17 protein-coding genes are annotated in these 17,850 nt (G+C 62.1%); 10 read left to right on the top strand and 7 right to left on the bottom strand.

Features of this window, described 5'->3' with window-relative positions; all coding sequences use genetic code 11:
• Positions 1-82: 82 nt before the first annotated feature.
• Positions 83-643 (top strand): TIGR00645 family protein, encoded by a 561-nt coding sequence (locus RCO24_RS17485; protein ID WP_308963947.1) that lies wholly within the window; start codon positions 83-85, stop codon positions 641-643.
• 218 nt (positions 644-861) lie between these two features.
• Here RCO24_RS17485 and RCO24_RS17480 read toward each other — a convergent pair whose 3' ends face one another.
• A complete protein-coding gene (locus tag RCO24_RS17480; protein ID WP_308963946.1) occupies positions 862-2,502 on the bottom strand; it encodes a Na+/H+ antiporter in 1,641 nt (546 codons plus the stop codon).
• A gap of 254 nt (positions 2,503-2,756) precedes the next feature.
• Between RCO24_RS17480 and RCO24_RS17475 the strand changes: the two genes are divergently transcribed.
• Positions 2,757-3,176, top strand: coding sequence for an FKBP-type peptidyl-prolyl cis-trans isomerase (locus RCO24_RS17475; RefSeq protein ID WP_308964077.1), 420 nt, complete (start codon positions 2,757-2,759; stop codon positions 3,174-3,176).
• Between the two features lie 64 nt (positions 3,177-3,240).
• Here the strand turns inward: RCO24_RS17475 and RCO24_RS17470 are convergent, their stop codons facing one another.
• On the bottom strand, positions 3,241-3,516 hold the full coding sequence (locus RCO24_RS17470) for a hypothetical protein (protein ID WP_308963945.1): 276 nt from the start codon (positions 3,514-3,516) through the stop codon (positions 3,241-3,243).
• Between the two features lie 208 nt (positions 3,517-3,724).
• Between RCO24_RS17470 and RCO24_RS17465 the strand changes: the two genes are divergently transcribed.
• The gene (locus tag RCO24_RS17465) at positions 3,725-4,531 is read left to right on the top strand and encodes a DUF2147 domain-containing protein (RefSeq protein ID WP_308963944.1); all 807 of its coding nucleotides are present in this window, start codon (positions 3,725-3,727) and stop codon (positions 4,529-4,531) included.
• A gap of 75 nt (positions 4,532-4,606) precedes the next feature.
• Here RCO24_RS17465 and RCO24_RS17460 read toward each other — a convergent pair whose 3' ends face one another.
• Positions 4,607-6,130, bottom strand: coding sequence for an MFS transporter (locus tag RCO24_RS17460; protein ID WP_308963943.1), 1,524 nt, complete (start codon positions 6,128-6,130; stop codon positions 4,607-4,609).
• Positions 6,131-6,396: 266 nt separating this feature from the next.
• Here RCO24_RS17460 and RCO24_RS17455 point away from each other — a divergent pair, with 266 nt between their 5' ends.
• Positions 6,397-7,263: a MurR/RpiR family transcriptional regulator gene (locus RCO24_RS17455; RefSeq protein ID WP_308963942.1), complete on the top strand. Its 867-nt coding sequence runs from the start codon at positions 6,397-6,399 to the stop codon at positions 7,261-7,263.
• A gap of 310 nt (positions 7,264-7,573) precedes the next feature.
• Complete coding sequence (locus tag RCO24_RS17450; RefSeq protein WP_308963941.1) at positions 7,574-9,598, top strand: TonB-dependent receptor domain-containing protein; 2,025 nt, start codon at positions 7,574-7,576, stop codon at positions 9,596-9,598.
• 76 nt (positions 9,599-9,674) lie between these two features.
• On the opposite strand, the gene RCO24_RS17445 is transcribed toward RCO24_RS17450, so the two are convergent.
• On the bottom strand, positions 9,675-11,297 hold the full coding sequence (locus tag RCO24_RS17445) for a diguanylate cyclase domain-containing protein (RefSeq protein ID WP_308963940.1): 1,623 nt from the start codon (positions 11,295-11,297) through the stop codon (positions 9,675-9,677).
• 232 nt (positions 11,298-11,529) lie between these two features.
• Positions 11,530-12,510 carry a TonB family protein gene (locus tag RCO24_RS17440; protein ID WP_308963939.1) on the bottom strand — a complete coding sequence of 327 codons (981 nt, stop codon included), beginning with the start codon at positions 12,508-12,510 and terminating at the stop codon, positions 11,530-11,532.
• Positions 12,511-12,684: 174 nt separating this feature from the next.
• Here RCO24_RS17440 and RCO24_RS17435 point away from each other — a divergent pair, with 174 nt between their 5' ends.
• On the top strand, positions 12,685-13,581 hold the full coding sequence (locus RCO24_RS17435; protein WP_308963938.1) for a DUF72 domain-containing protein: 897 nt from the start codon (positions 12,685-12,687) through the stop codon (positions 13,579-13,581).
• 13 nt (positions 13,582-13,594) lie between these two features.
• On the opposite strand, the gene RCO24_RS17430 is transcribed toward RCO24_RS17435, so the two are convergent.
• Positions 13,595-14,131, bottom strand: a complete 537-nt coding sequence (locus tag RCO24_RS17430; protein WP_308963937.1) for an SRPBCC family protein — start codon at positions 14,129-14,131, stop codon at positions 13,595-13,597.
• A gap of 155 nt (positions 14,132-14,286) precedes the next feature.
• Here RCO24_RS17430 and RCO24_RS17425 point away from each other — a divergent pair, with 155 nt between their 5' ends.
• The 3 genes from RCO24_RS17425 to RCO24_RS17415 all read left to right on the top strand — a co-directional run bounded on the left by RCO24_RS17425 (position 14,287) and on the right by RCO24_RS17415 (position 16,820).
• Entirely contained in the window at positions 14,287-14,652 is a 366-nt protein-coding gene (locus tag RCO24_RS17425) for a hypothetical protein (RefSeq protein WP_308963936.1), read from the top strand.
• A 279-nt stretch (positions 14,653-14,931) separates the two neighbouring features.
• Positions 14,932-15,537, top strand: a complete 606-nt coding sequence (locus RCO24_RS17420) for a Spy/CpxP family protein refolding chaperone (RefSeq protein WP_308963935.1) — start codon at positions 14,932-14,934, stop codon at positions 15,535-15,537.
• 140 nt (positions 15,538-15,677) lie between these two features.
• A complete protein-coding gene (locus RCO24_RS17415) occupies positions 15,678-16,820 on the top strand; it encodes an OmpA family protein (protein ID WP_308963934.1) in 1,143 nt (380 codons plus the stop codon).
• A gap of 127 nt (positions 16,821-16,947) precedes the next feature.
• Here the strand turns inward: RCO24_RS17415 and RCO24_RS17410 are convergent, their stop codons facing one another.
• Positions 16,948-17,199 (bottom strand): hypothetical protein, encoded by a 252-nt coding sequence (locus RCO24_RS17410; protein WP_308963933.1) that lies wholly within the window; start codon positions 17,197-17,199, stop codon positions 16,948-16,950.
• 150 nt (positions 17,200-17,349) lie between these two features.
• Here RCO24_RS17410 and RCO24_RS17405 point away from each other — a divergent pair, with 150 nt between their 5' ends.
• Positions 17,350-17,766 (top strand): thioesterase family protein, encoded by a 417-nt coding sequence (locus RCO24_RS17405; RefSeq protein ID WP_308963932.1) that lies wholly within the window; start codon positions 17,350-17,352, stop codon positions 17,764-17,766.
• Positions 17,767-17,850: the final 84 nt, after the last annotated feature.

Below are 17,850 nucleotides of genomic sequence, written 5' to 3'. Positions count from 1 at the left end.
GCAAGCCCGTGCAAGGGCTCATCTTGATTGCAAAGCCGTAAGGCTTCGTTCCACAGCAATTCACCCTCACAGGTCCCCACACATGCCCGGACATTTCGATCGTTCGCCCCTTCGCATACTCGCCTCCCTGATCTTCGGATCGCGCTGGCTGCAGGTGCCGTTGTATCTGGGTCTGATTGCCGCCCAGTGCGTCTACGTCTTCCTGTTCATGAAAGAGCTGGCCCACCTCATCTCCCACGCCAGCTCATTCGGCGAGCAGGAAATCATGCTGATCGTTCTCGGTCTGATCGACGTGGTGATGATTTCAAACCTGCTCGTCATGGTGATCGTCGGCGGCTACGAGACATTCGTTTCGCGCTTGAAGCTCGAAGGCCACCCCGACCAGCCGGAATGGCTCGATCACGTCAACGCCAGCGTGCTCAAGATCAAGCTCGCGATGGCCATCATCGGCATCTCGTCGATCCATCTCCTGAAGACGTTCATCGAAGCCGGAAACCTCGGCACCCAAGGCGCGAAGTTCACCGAAGCGGGCGTGATGTGGCAGACCATTATCCACATCGTGTTCATCCTGTCCGCCGTGGGCATCGCCTACGTTGACAAGCTCGGGCGCGACATCCCGTCGAAGGGCGCTGCGTCTCACTAAACCATGATCGCTTCAGGCCTTACCAGCCTGAAGCATGAATCATCGGTCTCACTAAAAACCACCATGATCGCTTCAGGCCCACGCGCTCCGATCGTCGCGTCCCCTATCGGACGCGGCGTGAATCGGCAGCGCAGAAAAAGTCTGAAGCGTGAATCATCGGTCTCATCAGCCTCTGATGCAGAGCAGTGAGGCCGCGCGATCATATGGATCGTGCGGTCTCAAACCACCAACAGTCGCGCTTCCGTCAAATCAACCTCGCGCACGAGCTTCCGCACCAGGTCGTCCGAAAGCCTGCGCGAACGCCCGAGGCGATAGATCTCGTCACGCTCGGCGCGCAATCCCGCGAGGCGCAGCTCGCGATCGATCCCTTCCAGCTTGCGAAGGCGCTGCGCTTCGTCACCCGTCTTCGAGCGCCCGTCGATACGATCGCGGTAAAGCTCCATGATGCGGGCTCCGACATCCGCATAAATATCGGCGTCGGGACGCCCGGCGCCGAGATCGTGTTGTAGCAGCTCGATGGCATGAATAGCCGCCTCCGACGCGGCGTTCCGCGCCTTGTCTTCCTCTTCCTGGTGCGAAGGCTCGGGCGGCAGCTCCAGCCCCCGGAGCAGCAAAGGCAAGCCCACGCTGGCCGCGATGAGCGAGAGGATGATGACGCCCGCCGCCAGGAAGATCGCAAGATCGCGCGCCGGGAACGGGCTGCCGTCGTTCATCACGAGCGGAAGCGTCAGGATGCCCGCCAGCGTGATCGCACCACGAACGCCCGCCAATGTCGTCGCGGCGATCAGGCGCCAGCCCGGCCTCTTGAACTCTTCTCCCTTGCGCGCCGCTCGGAACATTGTGAAACGCAGCGACACCCACACCCAAAGGAAGCGCAGGGCCGCGAGCGCGAAGTTTATGGCGACGACATAGAGCAATAGCCATGCGGGTTCGTGATGCCCGGTATCGCGGACCACTTGCGCGGCCCCGGCGATGATGTTCGGCAGCTGCTCCCCGAGCAGGACGAAGATGGTGCCGTTGGCCGCGAATTGCACGGTTTCCCAGACCGCGTTGCGCCGGACGCGCGTGATCGGCAGCGCCTGGCCGGATTGTTCCGCGTAGCTCATGCTGATCCCGGCCGCGACGGCCGCGAGGATGCCCGAGCAATGCAGATGCTCCGCGATCAGATACGCACCGAATGGAATGAGAAGGCTGATCAGGATTTGCGAGCCGGTTTCTTCCCCAAGCCGCCGCGACACCCAGTTCTTCGACCAGGTCACGCCCCATGTGACGGCGATACCGATCGCGATCCCGCCGATCGCGAGCCAGAGGAAACTCCCGAACGCCTCGACCAGCGAGAACGTGCCGGTCAGTGCCGCGACGACCGCGAAGCGCATGCAGACGAGGCCCGAGGCATCGTTGAGCAGCGATTCACCTTCCAGGATATGCATGAGGCGTTTCGGGATCGGCACGCGGGCCGCGATGGCCGACACCGCGATCGGATCGGTCGGCGAAACGATCGCAGCGAGCGCGAACGCCACGGCGAGCGGCATGGCCGGAATCAGCCAGTTGATGAAAAAGCCGACCCCGATAACGGTCAACAGCACCAGCCCGAACGCGAGTTCCAGGATCGTGCCCTTGTCCCGGAAAAGACCCTCTTTCGGAATACGCCATCCGTCCAGAAATAGAAGTGGCGGCAGAAACAACAGAAAGAAAATATCGGGCTTCAGCACGACGCCGAGATCGGCAACCGAAGCAATGACAGCTCCTAGCGCAATCTGCACCAGCGGCAACGGGATGGGCACCCGCGAAGCGCGCGAGAGCGAGCCGCTGACGACCACCGCCAGCAGCAGAAGCAGTGCCGTTGTGACCATTTCCATTCAGAAGTCTCGATTTCGCGTTGGCCCGGCTTTTTCGGAAGTCTCGCGCCGGACTTGCATGCGCTCGGCCGTTTGTCCATCCCAATGCCGAAATTTGCTGTCACGCGAGAGGCCGGCGACGCGGCATTCTGTTTCAGGTTATCTGCGTCTCCCCGTCGGGGGAACGTGATAGGGTCCCCGCCGCCATACACAGGGAGCAAGGCAAAAAAATGCGATCGACGAAACGCACCAACACCCTCAAGGCACTTACCCTCATGATCGCGCTCGCGGGCGCATACGCCGTCGGCGCACCCGCCATCGCAATAGCTCAGGAGACAGGAACAGAAGTGACAACTGCATCAGGATTGAAGATCACGGACACGCAGGTCGGCACCGGCGCGACGCCAAAGACCGGCCAGACCTGCGTTATGCACTACACCGGATGGCTGTACGTCGACGGCGCCAAGGGCCAGAAGTTCGACAGCTCAGTCGATCGCGGCGAACCCTTCGAGTTCCCGATCGGCACCGGCCGCGTGATCAAGGGATGGGACGAAGGCGTCGCCACCATGAAGGTCGGCGGCAAGCGCACACTGATCATTCCGGCCGAGCTTGGTTACGGCGCACGTGGTGCCGGCGGCGTGATCCCGCCCAACGCGACGCTGATCTTCGATGTGGAGTTGCTCGGCCTGAAGTGAGGCACGCACGAAGCTCAACCTTCCTCCCGGACGGCGCTCTGCGTCGCTCCGGGAGGTCTGGCGCTCAATCGTTGCGCCGCACCCGCCGCTCGGCCTTTTGCCGGGCTTTTTTATTTACGTATCGATTTTCGCCGCTGAGCTTTTTGCAGAATGCACTGTTGGTGCCGCTCAAGCAGCCGTAGCGCTCAAGAAGCTCCGCATCCTGCTCGCTGATCGGCCCACCCGCGCGGGCATTGGCACGGGCATGTTCGAGATCCCAATAGGATTGGGCGCTCGCGATCGTTGGGGCCACCGCCATCAGGGCGCCGAAGCCCGCTATTGCCAGTATCGAGCGCCGCATGTTGGCCTCATCCAGAACCAGGTTGCCTAGCCACGAGGTAATCATCAGGCGCGCAACGTCAAGCCCGGCATCCCGTCCTGCCCGCTGCCTCCTGCCTGTTGCCTCTTCTCTACCCTGTTCCCCACGGAATAGCACCCGGCCTCCTGGCCCGGCACAACTCCCCTCACAAGTTTGCCAGACGCAACTTTTGAACAGGGGATGCCCCGCCATGCTGCTCGACACGCGCACCTTAAAGATCGCTGCCGCGGCAAGCGCCGCTCTCTGGTCGGCCTCGGCCCACGCCGCTTCTGACCCCACAGGTCTCTGGTTCGATCACAACGGCCGCGGCGCGGTAGAAATCGCGCCCTGCGCCGGTGGCAAGGGCCTCTGCGGCTACGTCGTCCACATCAAGGACGAGAAGAACACAAAGCGCTGCGGCATGCAGATCCTGGGCAACGTCACACCGGGAGGAGGCGGGTGGATCTACAGCCCCGACCGCGGCAAGAAATACAGCGTCGAGCTGACGCGAACCGGCGACGACACTCTGCGCGTCGTCGGCAATGCCGGATCGTTCTTCAGCAAGACTTTCACCTGGAACCGCGCCCCGGACGACATCGCGCGCTGCGGAGAAACCACCGCCGCCGCACCCGCAAAAATCGTCGAGGCCAAGGCTGATGCGCCGATTGCGAAGACCGACGCGGCCCCGGCCAAACAGGCATCTCGCGAACCCGCCACGACGCGTTCGCTCGGCGGCGCCAACAGCGCATCCCTCGCCTTGATGGGCACACCTAAGACACCGAAGGCCGAAGTGGCCCCTGTCGCCGCAACGACCGAAACACCCTCTCCGGCGCCCGCACCCGCGGCCACCAAGGAAGCGGCTCCAGCTCCGGCACCGGCAGAGAAGCCGGCATCGAAAACCACGCCGGAACCCATTGCCGCAACCGAGGAGGAAAGCTTCGACTCCGCGCCGAAGCGCGACTGCAAGTTCACGATCCCTTACGTCGGCCGTGTCATTTCGGTGCCTTGCCGAGACTGATCCGACGAGCGTGCTCTGAACACACGCTTGAGCCGACGCGACGCGGTGACGATGCGGGAGGTCCCCCTCGCATTGTCACCGCGCAATTTTGCGCAACAGCACCGCTGCTACGAGAGCCGCCGAGATCGCCCCAAGGGCCGATAGGCCGGCGGTGACCTCGAACGCATGAACGAAGGCCGCGCGCGCCGTTGCAAGCAACGCATCGCCATCCGCGCCGCCTAGCTCCCGGGCCATGGCGACGGCACCGCCAAGCGTATCCTTCGCCGCATCGGCCGACTCTGCCGGCAGCCCCGCCAGCACCTCGCCGGCCATCACGTCCCGGTAAATCGCGGTGAGAATGCTCCCGAGCACGGCCATGCCGAGCGCTCCGCCGAATTCGAAGCTCGTCTCGGAAATGCCGGACGCCGCACCCGCCCGCTCCGGCGGCGCCTCCGTCATCACGACGTCGGTCGTGATCGCCCCAATCGGCGCGAGGCCAAGGCAAAACACCATCATCCCGGTGAACAGCAACCACGGCGTCTCGGTAGAACCGAGCTGGGTCAGCATCGCGAAGCCGACCGCCGAGATTAAAAAACCGCACGTAATGACGATTCGCGGATGGAAATGGCGCACCAGGAACGGCGCCGCCATTGATCCGAGCGCGAACGCCACTCCGGACGGCGAGGTCCAGATCCCGGCCTCGAGCGGTCCCATCCCGAGCACGAGCTGCAGATACTGGGCGATGAACAGGAACATGCCGAAAACGACGAAGATTGCGACCACGTTGATTGACAACGCCGCCGTGAACCCAGGCATCCGGAACAGCCGCACGTCGATCAACGGATCGGCCAGCACAGCTTGCCGCCGGAAGAACAGCACGCCGACGAGCAGACCCATCCCGATCGCGACCGCAGGCAGAAGCCCCCAGCCGTGCTCTGCGATGCGCTTGATGCCGAAAATGATCGCCAGCACCGCGACCAGCGATTGCGCCGCGCTCAGGATATCGAGCCGCCCGGCGTTCTCGTCTTTGAACTCGGGAAGCAACGCGGGCCCCAGCGCCAGCAGAAGCAGCATGATCGGAACGTTGATGAGGAACACCGCACCCCACCAGTAGTGGTTGAGAATGACGCCGCCGACCAGCGGACCGATGGCAGCGCCTGCGGAGAAACAGGCGACCCACACGCCGATGGCAAAGCTGCGCTCGGCGTCGTCGCGGAACATGTTGCGGATCAAGGAGAGCGTCGACGGCGACATCGAGCCCGCAGCTAATCCTTGCAGCGCACGCGCGAAGATCAGCATCTCCGAGCTCGTCGAGAACGCAGCGAGCACCGATGTCGCGCCGAACAGAGCCGCACCGATCAGCAGCAACCGGCGCCGGCCGATGCGATCGCCGAGTGTCCCCATGGTGATCAGCGCACCGGCCACCATGAATCCGTATATGTCGACGATCCACAGCAGCGCGGAAGAGCCGGGCTTCAACGTTTCGGCAATTTGCGGAACCGCGAGATGCAGGACCGTAAGGTCCATCGAATAGAGGATGCACGGCAGCGCAATGACCGCCAATCCGATCCAATCGCGCCGCGACGCCTTCGCACCGTTGATATCGGTGTCCTTAGCCATGATCGAGCGCGCCTCCAAGCGACTGCCCCCTCTGGAAGCTCGTAAGCAACACGCACGATCAGAACAAAGATCCGCGCGAGGAGAACAGCCGCTCTTTAGATCGCTTCCAGAAAAGAGGGAAGCGTTTTCGATCCTCCCAACCGCGCTCGGCATCCGTTCGAATTAAGCGCCCCACGGATCATCCAGTGTTGCCTTGCATGATCGCTGTAGTGCACTACTACATGCGTATTTAGCGATGTAGTAGTGCTTTGAGCCGAGTGTAGGGAATGCCGCCAGCAACTAAAAAGCATGACAAACTGAGCGATCGGATACGTGTTCGCGCGCGCAAACTGTCGCCTTCCCTTGCACGCGTGATCGCCTTTATCGACACCCACCGGCAAGACGTCATGAGCATGTCGGCCATGGAGCTTGCCATGGCGATCGGAACTTCGGACGCGACTGTGATCCGCGCCGTGCAAGCTGTCGGATTTCATGGGCTACGAGAGCTCAAGCAGGATCTGGCCACATCATTCGGCACGGGACAGACGCCGGTCGATACGATCACCCGAACCTTCGCATCCCTCAAGCAGCGCTCGCTGACGGCTGTCGATCAGGTCTTTTCCGATCATCAAGAAGCGTTCGGCGCTTTGGCATCGGAGGAGACGCGTGCCAGCATTTTCGCAGCAGTTCGACAACTTGCGCCGGCAAAGAAGATCGCCGTGTTCGGGATCAGCTCGACGGCGTTTTTAGCCCGTTATTTCGCACTTTCTCTCAATCGGATCGGCCGCTCAACGATCGTCATAGATGGGTCCATGGCCCCCATTCCCGAACAACTTCTCGAGATCCGCAACGTCGATGCCCTGTTGATGCTCGCCTACGGAAAGCCATTCAGGGAGGCCGCCTCGACAGTCGCCGAGGCCCGTCGCCGCAAGGTGCCGATCGTCCTGCTCACCGACACCAAGGAGCAGGCCATCACACGCCACGCCGAGGTGATCGTCCCGGTACTCAGAGGCCACGCCGGACGCATTGCCATGCACGGCGCCACCTTGGTCTGCCTCGAGGCGATCAGCTTCGCGCTGACGGCCGAAAATCCGCAGGAGGCGATATCCACGATCGAGAGACTGAGCGAGCTGCGCAGCGCCATTTACAAATAGCCGGCGTGTCCATTTTGCATCAGCGACCGCATTTCTCGGATCGCCCGCGTCAAATTATTTACTACTACAGTCAGCAATTAAAATCTGGCCCTCACACCAGCCAGCCAGCCACCGCGCCCACGGCGCCTTAGCCAGCCAGCCAATCAACATTTGAAGTTGGAGCCGCCAGAGCTGCATCTGTGGCGGCTCCCTCTCTCCGTTAAAGTTTGGGGGACGATCTATGCGTCACATCAGAAGCAACGGACCTCGGTCCGCGGCGATCATTGTAAGTGCAGCAGTATCATGTGGCTTGGGGCTTGGCCCGAAAGCGATGGCGCAAGAGAAGCCCGCCGAGCTGCCGCCTTTGGAGGTGACGGCAAAGCAGTCTACAAAAAAGAAGAAGGCAGCGCCTGCGAAGGCCGCGCAACCCGCGCCCGTGAGCGCACCTATCGAAGCCGCTCCTGCAACCAAGACGGCTCCCATAACGGTCTCCGGAGAGCCGAGCATCGGCACCAACACGACCGAGATCACGTCGCAAGACCTGGAGCGCATCAACCCCACCGACATCAAGGACGTCTTTTCCGGCCAGCCCGGCATCCTCGTCGGCAGCTCGATCCCGATGTCGCAGAAAGTCTACGTCAATGGCGTCGAGGAGACGAACCTTGCCGTCACCGTTGACGGTGCTGCTCAGAACAACAAGGTCTTCCACCATAACGGCACGAACCTGATCGATCCGAGCCTGCTCAAGGCCGTCCGCGTTGATGCGGGCGTGGCACCCGCCGATGCAGGCTTCGGCGCGCTCGCAGGCTCCATCGCCTACGAGACCAAGGATGTCGGCGACCTGCTCGATCGCGATGGCTTTGGCGGCTTCGCCAAAACCCAGTTCAACACCAACGGCAATGTCTTCACCAACAACCTCGCCAGCTATGGCATGTCCAACGGCTTCGAGATCCTGGGCTCTTTCAGCTTCGGTGACGGTGATGAATTCGAGGCCGGCAACGGCGAGACAGTCAAGGGCACCGAGACAAACTTCCTCAGTGGCCTCGGCAAGCTCGCCTATCAAGCCCCCACCGGCGATCGCTTCGAAATCAGCCATGAGCGTTTCAACGACGACGCAATCCGGCCCTATCGCGCCAACGCCCATATCATCGGCAGGCCATATGAGCCGGCTACGCGTCCCTACGAACTCAACCGCCAGTCCACCGTGTTCAACTACAGCGACGCGACACCACAAGGTTGGTGGGACCCAAAGATCGTCGTCGCATACAGCAAGTCGGACGTAACGGTGCCTCTCTATGAGAGCGCTACCGACTTCTACGACGTATCCGGCGAGTCCGATGCCTGGAGCGGTAAAGCCGAGAACAAATTCAACATTGGCATCGGCAACGTCGTTGCCGGTGTCGATTTCAGCAAGCGAAATGCGAAGCTCTTTGACGTGAGATACGGCAACGCCGACGAGCAGAGCACGGTTGTCGGCGCCTATTCACAGGCTCGTATCGAACCTGTGACCGGGACGCGGCTTTCCTTCGGCGGACGCGCTGATCAACAGTGGTTTACCGGCGTCAACGGACGTGAATGGGAAGAAGGCGGTCTAAGCGGAAACATTTCCGGTGAGCAGGATCTGCTCGGACGCTTTCTGACGGCCAAGGCCGGCTATTCGCATGTCTGGGGCGGCATTCCTCTGGCCGAAAACTTCGTGATGAACCCAGTTTGGACCTATCCGGGCGGCCCAGACGCCGTAGTTGCCGACAACTACACCGCCGGCCTCGTCGCCCGCTACAAGGGCTGGACGTTCGAAGGCAGCGTGTTCCGCACGGAGATAGACAACGCACGCGTCGCCCTGTGGGGCGAACCGAACAGGTCCGGCGTATATGGTTCGGTTCAGGCCTTCGATGTGGAGACGGAAGGCTTCGAGATCGGCGCGGGATACGAATGGCGTAACGGGTTCTTGCGCGTCAAGTATGCCAACATCGACGCGACGATCGATGGCAAGCCGGCCGACTCTTATTTGGGCAACTATCTTGTGACGCCCTTCGGAGAGATGATCACCGTCACCGGCGCACACACTTTCGAAGGAACAGGCGTGACCATTCGCGCCGACGCACTGTTCGCGCCGGAATACGATCGCGTGGCCGCCGGCTATCCGCCATATCCGAGCTATACGGTATTCAACGCATTCGTCGAATACCAGCCGGATTTGCGGGGCTATGACCTGACCTTCAGGCTCGATGTTCGCAATATTTTCGACGAGACATACGCGGAACGCGCATCCTATGGCCACGAGTTCGTCGGCGAGGTCACGCCGCTCTACGAACCCGGCCGCTCGTTCCTCTTGAGCACGACCGCGAAGTTCTGATTTCCCACGTCCGAATGAAGAAAGAGCGCCGCGGCGTTTGCGGCGCTCTTTTTTGTTCCAGCCCACACACCGCGATCTACGCAGCCGTGTTGACAGCGGATTGCACCGGCTGCCGCAATCCGGTCAACTTGGGATCGAAGAAATTGTAGGTACGCCGCCCCGTTTCCTTCGAGCGATAGAGGGCGAGGTCCGCGTGATGAAGCAGCTGCTCCTTGCTGGTCCCATCGCGAGGCGCAACCGCGATACCAATCGACACGCCCACATGCACTTGATGGCCTAGGATCTCGTAGGGCGCCGAAATTTTCTCGACGAAACGTTCTGCCAAAAGCGCGGCCTCGTTCAAAGGATCGTTCGAAGCCTGTACGACAACGAACTCGTCGCCGCCGATGCGCGCCACCGTATCCGTCTTCCTGACACAACTCCGGATTCTCGCAGCAACCGCGATCAGCAGCGCATCGCCGGCCGCATGGCCAAGCGTATCGTTCACCTGCTTGAACCGATCGAGATCCAGGTACAGCACCGACACGCTCTCATCGGGTTGGGCCGCGGCGAGCGCTTGCTCGAGCCGCTCACGCAACAGTATCCGGTTAGGAAGATCGGTCAGGCCATCGTGAAGCGCGAGATGCTTGATGCGATCCTCGAGACGAATCCTGTGCGTGATGTCCTCGTGCGTCGACACCCAGCCACCACCCTCCATCGGGCTGCGCACCACAGCGATCGAGTTGCCATCGGAGAGCGCATGCAGGCTCTCTTTCACAAGCGAAACGTCCTGGATGCGGTCCGGAAGATAGTCGGCCGGCATCCCATCCTTGTAGATATTGGTCGCCACATGATTGTCGATGACGGCAGTCAGTGGCGTGCCGGGTACGCGCAGATGGGCGGGTATCCCGTACATCGCCGCATATCGCTCGTTGCACATGACGAGGCGCTGCTCGCCATCGAACATCACAAGCCCCTGTGACATGTGCTTGAGCGCCGCATCGAGCTTTACGTTCTGCTCTTTGAGCTGCGATTGGATCGCCTTGTTCTCCGAGATGTCCATGCGCAGGCTCATATAGCCCTTGAGCGCTCCGTCGGCGGTTCGCACCGCCATGTTGATGCAATGAACCCAATAGGTTTTGCCGTCCTTCGCGCGATTGCAAACCTCGCCCTGCCATACATCCCCGCGCACCATCGTCGCGAACATGTCTTTCCAGAACTCCTTGGGGTGATGGCCGGAGTTGACGATCCCGTGCGTGCGCCCGATCAGCTCCTCGCGGGCATAACCGCTGATCTCGCAAAAGTTGTCGTTGACGTCGGTGATGAGGCCACGCTGATCGGTCTCGGACAGGATCGCCAGTCGATCGAGGATCATCCGCTGCAGCTTGAGGCGCGCGACCGCTGACGCAAGTTGTTCGGCCTGCGCATTCTTGGAGCGGAGCGCATCGTCGAGTGTGGTTGCGACGCGCTTGAGCTCCTGGTTTGCCGTGAGTGCGGCAAGCACGAACGGCCTTACGATCCAGAAACAGATGAGCGGCGCGCCGAACATCGCGATCAGCGCGGCATCTATCGTACGCCCGGCCGGCAAAGCAATCGTATCGGGATCGGCAGGCAACAACGCCAGCACGGTCAGATGAACCACGAAAACGGTGAAGGCGATTTGAGCGGTGAGCCCCACCAGCTCTCTCGAAACGGTTGGAAAGCGCAACGTGCGTGTCATAAATTTCGCCGAGGGAGAACCGGGTTGAATCAGAAACTCGGGCCGCGCCGACGGCCTAAGAGCGCTTAGAAACATTCAAAGCAATCAAAGTGTACGAATTGCATGAAGCATTGCTTAGAGAAGATGCTTAATTATTTGTTTGCGCTGATTATTCGCGGAATTCGCGGGCCATTTTCTCAGGCAAAGGTACCGTCGGTGGAGCGACAATGCGTGGGGGCTAATGTGCCAGCGCTCAGCGGTAGACGTAAGTGATCACGAACGTCCGGTCGACGGCCGTCGACTTGTAGGGCGGCAGCGGAAAATAGGTCTGCCGCGTTGCAAACACCACGCTCTGGTCGAGCCCGCCGATCCCCGATGGCTCGAGCACTTGCACCTGCGCGAGATCGCCGTTCTCGGTCAGGAGAAGACGCACCGTCACCCGACCCAACTGTCCCTGGGGCGGCGGCATCGTCTGCCGGAGGGCCCGCAGAACGGCACGTCCGAACTCGTCGTTTTCGCCCGAGCGTGTGATCCCCGGCGGGCGCGTCGCGGCCGCGGAACGTCCGGGCGGCGCACTCATGAGATCGCGCGGCGTTGGCTGCAGACGCGCCTCCTGCTGCGGCTTCTTCTTGGCTGGCGGCGAAGGCTTCGCGGCCGCCTCGGCGGGCTTGGCAGGCTCCGCTGCTTTCTCTGGCGGCGTAGGTGTAGGCTCGGCCTTTTTCTGGGGCTCAGCCTTCTCGGGTTGCTCGGTCGGCTGCGGCACCGTCGCGAGATCCGGCAACGTGGTCTCGAAATCCCGTAGCGCCGACTTCGCCTCGGCCGGAGGCTCTTGCGGCTTGGGTTCGGAAGGAGCGAGCGGAGGTGGCTCTGCCGCCTTGGGAGCGGGCTCGGGCGGAGCTTCCTGCCGCGAGGCTTCGGGCTTCGGCGGCTCGGGGGCAGGCTCCGCAGGTTTCGGCGCGGCTGCGGGCGGAGGCGCCGGTGCACCCGGAGGCGGGGACGCAACGGATTCGAGGCTCTTGAGATCGGCCGAGGTGACAAGCTCAACCGAGATCGCATTATCGACGCCCGAGCGATCGCCGAGCGTTCGTTGCGAAACGTTGCGCGCAAGTTCTACGAAAAGAGCCGCATGGCAAAGGAAGGCCACACCGAGCGCAATCCAGAAAGCGCGTTGCCCGCGCTCCGTGGGCGGAACCAGCCTCTCGCTCAGCGCAAAGGTTTCATCGGCCGTTTGCATAAGCTCATCCGCACCAATCAGCCGCCTGGCCGAAGCACCTTATCACATCAGATGGCGCCACCCGGGATTGCGGACAACCGGCAGGTTGTCGCGTCCACATGAACTAAACGGCCTCCGATAGCATTTCCAAGGCGAAGGCTGGACGTCGTATAAGAGCGCCAGCGGAGGTCGCTCATGAGCAAGCGCGGAACCATCAGAGCCGGCATCGGAGGCTGGACCTTCGAGCCCTGGCGCGGCGTGTTCTATCCGGAAAAGCTTCCCCAAGCCAAGGAGCTGCAGTTCGCGAGCCGCGCGCTGTCCACCATCGAGGTCAACGGCACATACTATCGCTCTCAGACACCCGCCACCTTCGCCAAATGGGCCAAGGACGTGCCAGAAAGCTTCGTGTTTTCGCTCAAGGGACCGCGCTTCGCGACCAACCGGCGCGTACTCGCCGAGGCCGGCGACTCGATCAAACGCTTTCTCGACTCCGGACCCACCATGCTCGCCGAGAAGCTAGGCCCCATTCTCTGGCAGTTCGCACCCACCAAGAAATTCGACGCCGCCGACTTTGGCGCCTTCCTCGAATTGCTGCCGGAAAAGTTCGACGGAACCAAGCTGCGTCACACCGTCGAGGTTCGCCATCCGTCGTTCAAGGATGAGGCCTTCGTCACGCTCGTTCGCAGTTTCAATATACCCGTCGTCTACGCCGATCATCCTACCTATCCCGCGATCTCCGATCTCGTCGGGGACTTCGTCTATGCACGCCTCCAGAAAGGCGAAGACGACAATCCGACCTGCTATCCGAAGAGAGACCTCGCAAGCTGGGTCGACGCCGCACAAACCTGGGCCGAGGGCGGCCTGCCCGAACGCGTCGCCAAGGACTGCGCCGCGCCGGCGCAGACGAACGAGCGTCGCCCGCGCGACGTCTTCGTTTATTTCATTCACGGCGGAAAGATCCGCGCGCCGACCGCCGCTCAGGCCTTCATGCAATCGATCGACGGCGCAATTGGAACGCCTGATGCGACCCCGCCACCCGAAAAGCTGCCGGCTGCAAAAACAGCAATCAAGAAGACCAAAAAGAAAACCTGAAAGCCAGCCGCGATCAGCCGCTCTTGCCCTCGGCCAATTGCTTCAGATTGGCGAGACCCTTTTCGAACTGCCCGCCGACCATCTTGTCGGGGTTCATGAACACGCAGATCGCTTTCTGCAGAAAGCCCTGCTCGCCCGACATCGTCCACGTCACGATCGTACGCGGACCATCGGGCTTGAAGGTGAAGTTGGTCGCATTCGTGCCGGCCCATGGCTTCACGAAATCGAGCCGGATCTTGATGTGCTCGTTGGGTCGGCTTTCGAGCAGCGTCATGCTCCCCTCGCCCACCTTGTCGTTGCCCGCCCAGCGAAAGATCGCGCCTTCGCCGGAAGCAGGCCCTTCGAACGTCGCCTTCGCGTCGGGATCGAGCTTCGCCCAAGGCGACCACTGCTGCCAATTGTGGAAATCATTCACTTCCGCGAATACCCGTTCGACCGGCGCAACGACGATCGCGGCGCGCTCGATGCTAAACGTCGAAGGTTGAAGCGCGACGTACCCGACGAACGCGAGCACGACCGCGACAATCACAAGCAAGATCCGTTTAAGCATCGAATATTCCTACCGCTCCACTGGGTTTTGCGACCACATAGCATCCTGCGTCGGCCCACGCCACCCGGCCTACCTCTTGACACAATCGCGTCCGAGACGCTTGCCTAAGCGGCACATACGCCCGCGGGCGAACATTGACATCGGGAGACCAACGCATGCGCACGACAACAATCAAACGCTCGGTCGGCTTGGCCACCTTGGCTGCCGCCCTCCTTGCGTCCGCTTCCGCGCACGCGGCCGATCCCGCCTATGTCGGCACCTGGGCGTCTGATCTTGGCCAATGCAAGGTGGCACAAGAGAGGCAGGAAGCCCCGCTCGTGCTTTCGAAGGACGGCTACGATCAACATGAGACGCACTGCAAATTCAAATCGGTGGACGGCGCCGACGGCGAATGGAAGGTGAAGTCGGATTGCACCGTCGAAGGCAACGCCGAGCCCTACGACTTCACGCTCACCGTCTCCGGCGACACGCTCACCGTAACCGACGAGGCAGGCTCTCGGGATCTTCTCGCCTGCAAGTGAGAAGTGCCGGACCGGGCAGCATGAAAGCGATCCATCATCCGGGGTTTTCGCTCATTACGCGCGATCATGCGGCGCCGAAGCCACTTCGGCGCCGCATTTCTTACAAGCGACGAGCGCTGCGTTTGTCACTGTGTGTAACAATAACCTTGTGATCAGCACGAACGGAGCCGCGACGGAAATGCGCGCCTCCCCCGTTCTTTCTTGCAAGACGGCGCTACCGGACCCCCGCCGGAGATCGGCCCTCGGGCCGCGCGCCGATCGAGCAAGGAGAACGAGCATATGACACGTAAAGGTAAGTACATTCTGGCCGGCGTCGCAGCCGCCACCGTCGGCCTTGCTGCGGCCGGCGCCGTCGCCCAGCGCGGCCATTGGGACGGACATAAGGGACGCCATCACTTCTCGCACGGCGGCGGCGCGGGCATCCTGGGTCTTGGCTTCGGCGGCCCGCACGGACGTATCTGCCGTGGTGACGGAACCGAGTTCGCAGACATCATGCTGGTACGCCTCGAGCACCGCGTGAAGCCGACCGACGATCAGAAGGGCGCGTTCGAGGAGTTCAAGACCGCAACGCGCGCGGCCGCCACCAAGCTGAGCGAAGCTTGCCCCAAGAAGCCGGAGCCTTCGGCTGAAGGAGACCGCCCGAACCGCTCGCCGATCGAGCGTCTCGCCCAGACCCAGGTCGGCCTAGAGGCGTCTCTCGATGCGCTGAAAACCTATCGCCCAGCGGCCGAGAAGTTCTACGCCGCGCTCTCCGATGAGCAGAAAGCCAAGCTCGCCCCGCGCCGCGGCAAGGGGGACTGGAAGCGCCACCGGGATCACGGCGACAAGCACGATCGCGGCCCCGACAACGAGAAGGACGCACCGGCCCCCGACAACAAGGGCTGATCTGGCAACCTGAAGGGGGCGCGAAGGAACAATCCTGAGGATTTTACCTTCGCGCCTCATTTCGCTTCGCGCCTGCGGAGAAACCCGCTTTGCAGCCTTGATAAGTCCCCAAACCTGGATCATCGTACGCCCTCGACTTCATGATCCAGACTGAGGTGGCAATGCTGCAGCGCGCGGCGCTAGGTTTGCTTTTGCTGATCATTTCCGGGGTGGCGGCGATTTTCGCCGCGGCCCATTTTGGCGTGCCGCTGCCCTGGCTGATCGCCGAGCGGACGCAGCAAGAGGAGCCGGCCTCGACCTCAAATAAACGTGATCAAGCAGCCGACCAACCCCGCAAGGACACGCCCGAAGCGGTCATCAACGAAACCGCGGCAGCACTCGGCGCCGGCACGCCCGATGCGGCGAAACCGGCCGCAGGCGGCGTCGAACTCGACATCTCCCGCATCTCGCCGGATGGATCGTCCGTATTCGCCGGCCGCGCCGCGCCGGACAGCTACGTCACCATCCTCGAGAACGGAAAGCCGGCAGGCACCGCGAAAGCCGACTCCTACGGCGAATGGAGCATCGTCACCGAGCACAAGTTCGCTGGCACCGATCCCAAGCTGAGCTTCGAAGCGAGCGCCACGCCGCCGGCCGAACCGGCTGCCGCACCGAAGTCTCAAGTCGCCGCCGTCGACCCGCAGGCCGGCGCAGCCGCACGCTCTGCTGCCGCGGTTGCGGGCGAGGCGCTGAAGAAATTCGAGACCATCGTCTCGGAGGCCCGCGAAGAAGCCCAAAAGAACGAGCGCGCGCAGGAGAAGCAGGCGCAAACCGAGACGTCTCCGCCCGCAGCGCCCGCAACAGCTGACGTGAGTTCTGCGTCAAACGCGACGACGGCAAACACGGCGTCCGGTCTTTCGGCCACAGAAAGCAACGCAACCGGCACCGGCAAGACGACCGTGATCCCGGTTCCGATCATGTTCGTCTACAACGAAGCGACCCTTACCTCGGAAGGCAAGCACGCCGCCGATCTCCTGCTCGAGTATCTGACGCTCAAGCGTCTCGGCGCCGTCGAGCTGACCGGCCATGCCGACGAGCGCGGAACCAACCAGTATAATTTCGATCTCTCGCGTGAGCGCCTCGACACCGTCTCGCAGATCCTGCGGCAGGGCGGATATGCCGGCGAATTGAAGCTGACCCCCAAAGGCAAGACCGAGCCGTATGAGGGCGTCAACCGCACAGCCTACAAAGGCGAGGCGCTTTATCAGCTCGACCGGCGCGTGGAGCTTCGCGTCACGCAGTGACGCCTCCGCCGGTCACAGGCCCCCACCTCACCGCACGCCACAAAAAAAGACCCCGGTACGGACCGGGGTCAGAAAGCGTGCTGACGTGAGGGGACTGGGAGGAAGTGGGGGTATCGAAGGAGCGCGTCTACTGGCAGGTCTGGAGAAGCTCCCAAACCCGCTTGCATTTGCCGGCAAGGCAAACGGTCTTCGGCGTTTTGACGTACGAACAGTGGTAGGCGCCCGAAAAGCCCTGATAGCCGTTCATCGGCCGATCGAACTGATAGGTCTCGGCGAAGTATTCCTTGCCACCCTTGGCGTAGGCGCCGCCCGCAACAAGCGGCGAAAGAGCAACGGCGGCGGTGACGGCAGCGACTGCGGCGGTGCGAAGAAACGTCATTGATGCCTCCATCTGCGGCCCATGAGCAAGGCCGGGTTATGTGGACCTGATGGAGGCAACCTAGACGCCCTCCCCGCGCATCGCTGTTCCGGCAGTGACAGGCTGCACTTTTCATGAAAAGTCTTCGGCGAAACCGAGAGCGAGACCCCCATGGACACGCCTTCACGCCCGCCCCACGCCCCTCTTGCACCCGGCATCGAAGGCCAGGCGACAACCCTCGTCACCGATGCATTGACCGCGCCCGTCGTGGGCAGCGGCAGCGTCGGCGTCTATGCGAGCCCGAGCATGATTGCGCTCATGGAAGCCGCCGCCGTCGATTGCGTCGAACGCCATCTCGCCCCTGGCCAGGCGACCCTCGGCGTGCATCTCGACGTGAGCCACACCGCCGCGACCCCGCCCGGATTGTCGGTCACCGCCAAGGCGACGCTCGTGGCGGTTGATGGGCGCAAGCTCAGCTTCGAGATCGAAGCGCGCGATCCCTATGAGAAAATCGGCACCGCACGCCACACGCGAATCATCGTCGACACCAAGCGCTTCGAAGCTAAAGTCGCGAGCAAGTCGCTTTAGCCTCTCGGTCACCCGCCTGTTCTTCCTGCCTGCATCCTGCTGCCCGCTGCCTCCTCTTATCCCCACACTCCGTCCGTTGTCGTG

The sequence above is a fragment of the Hyphomicrobium sp. LHD-15 genome (assembly GCF_031157355.1).
Classification (GTDB): domain Bacteria; phylum Pseudomonadota; class Alphaproteobacteria; order Rhizobiales; family Hyphomicrobiaceae; genus Hyphomicrobium_C.
The sequence above is the reverse complement of the archived record's forward strand: the minus strand, read 5'-3'. Positions and strand labels throughout refer to the sequence as shown.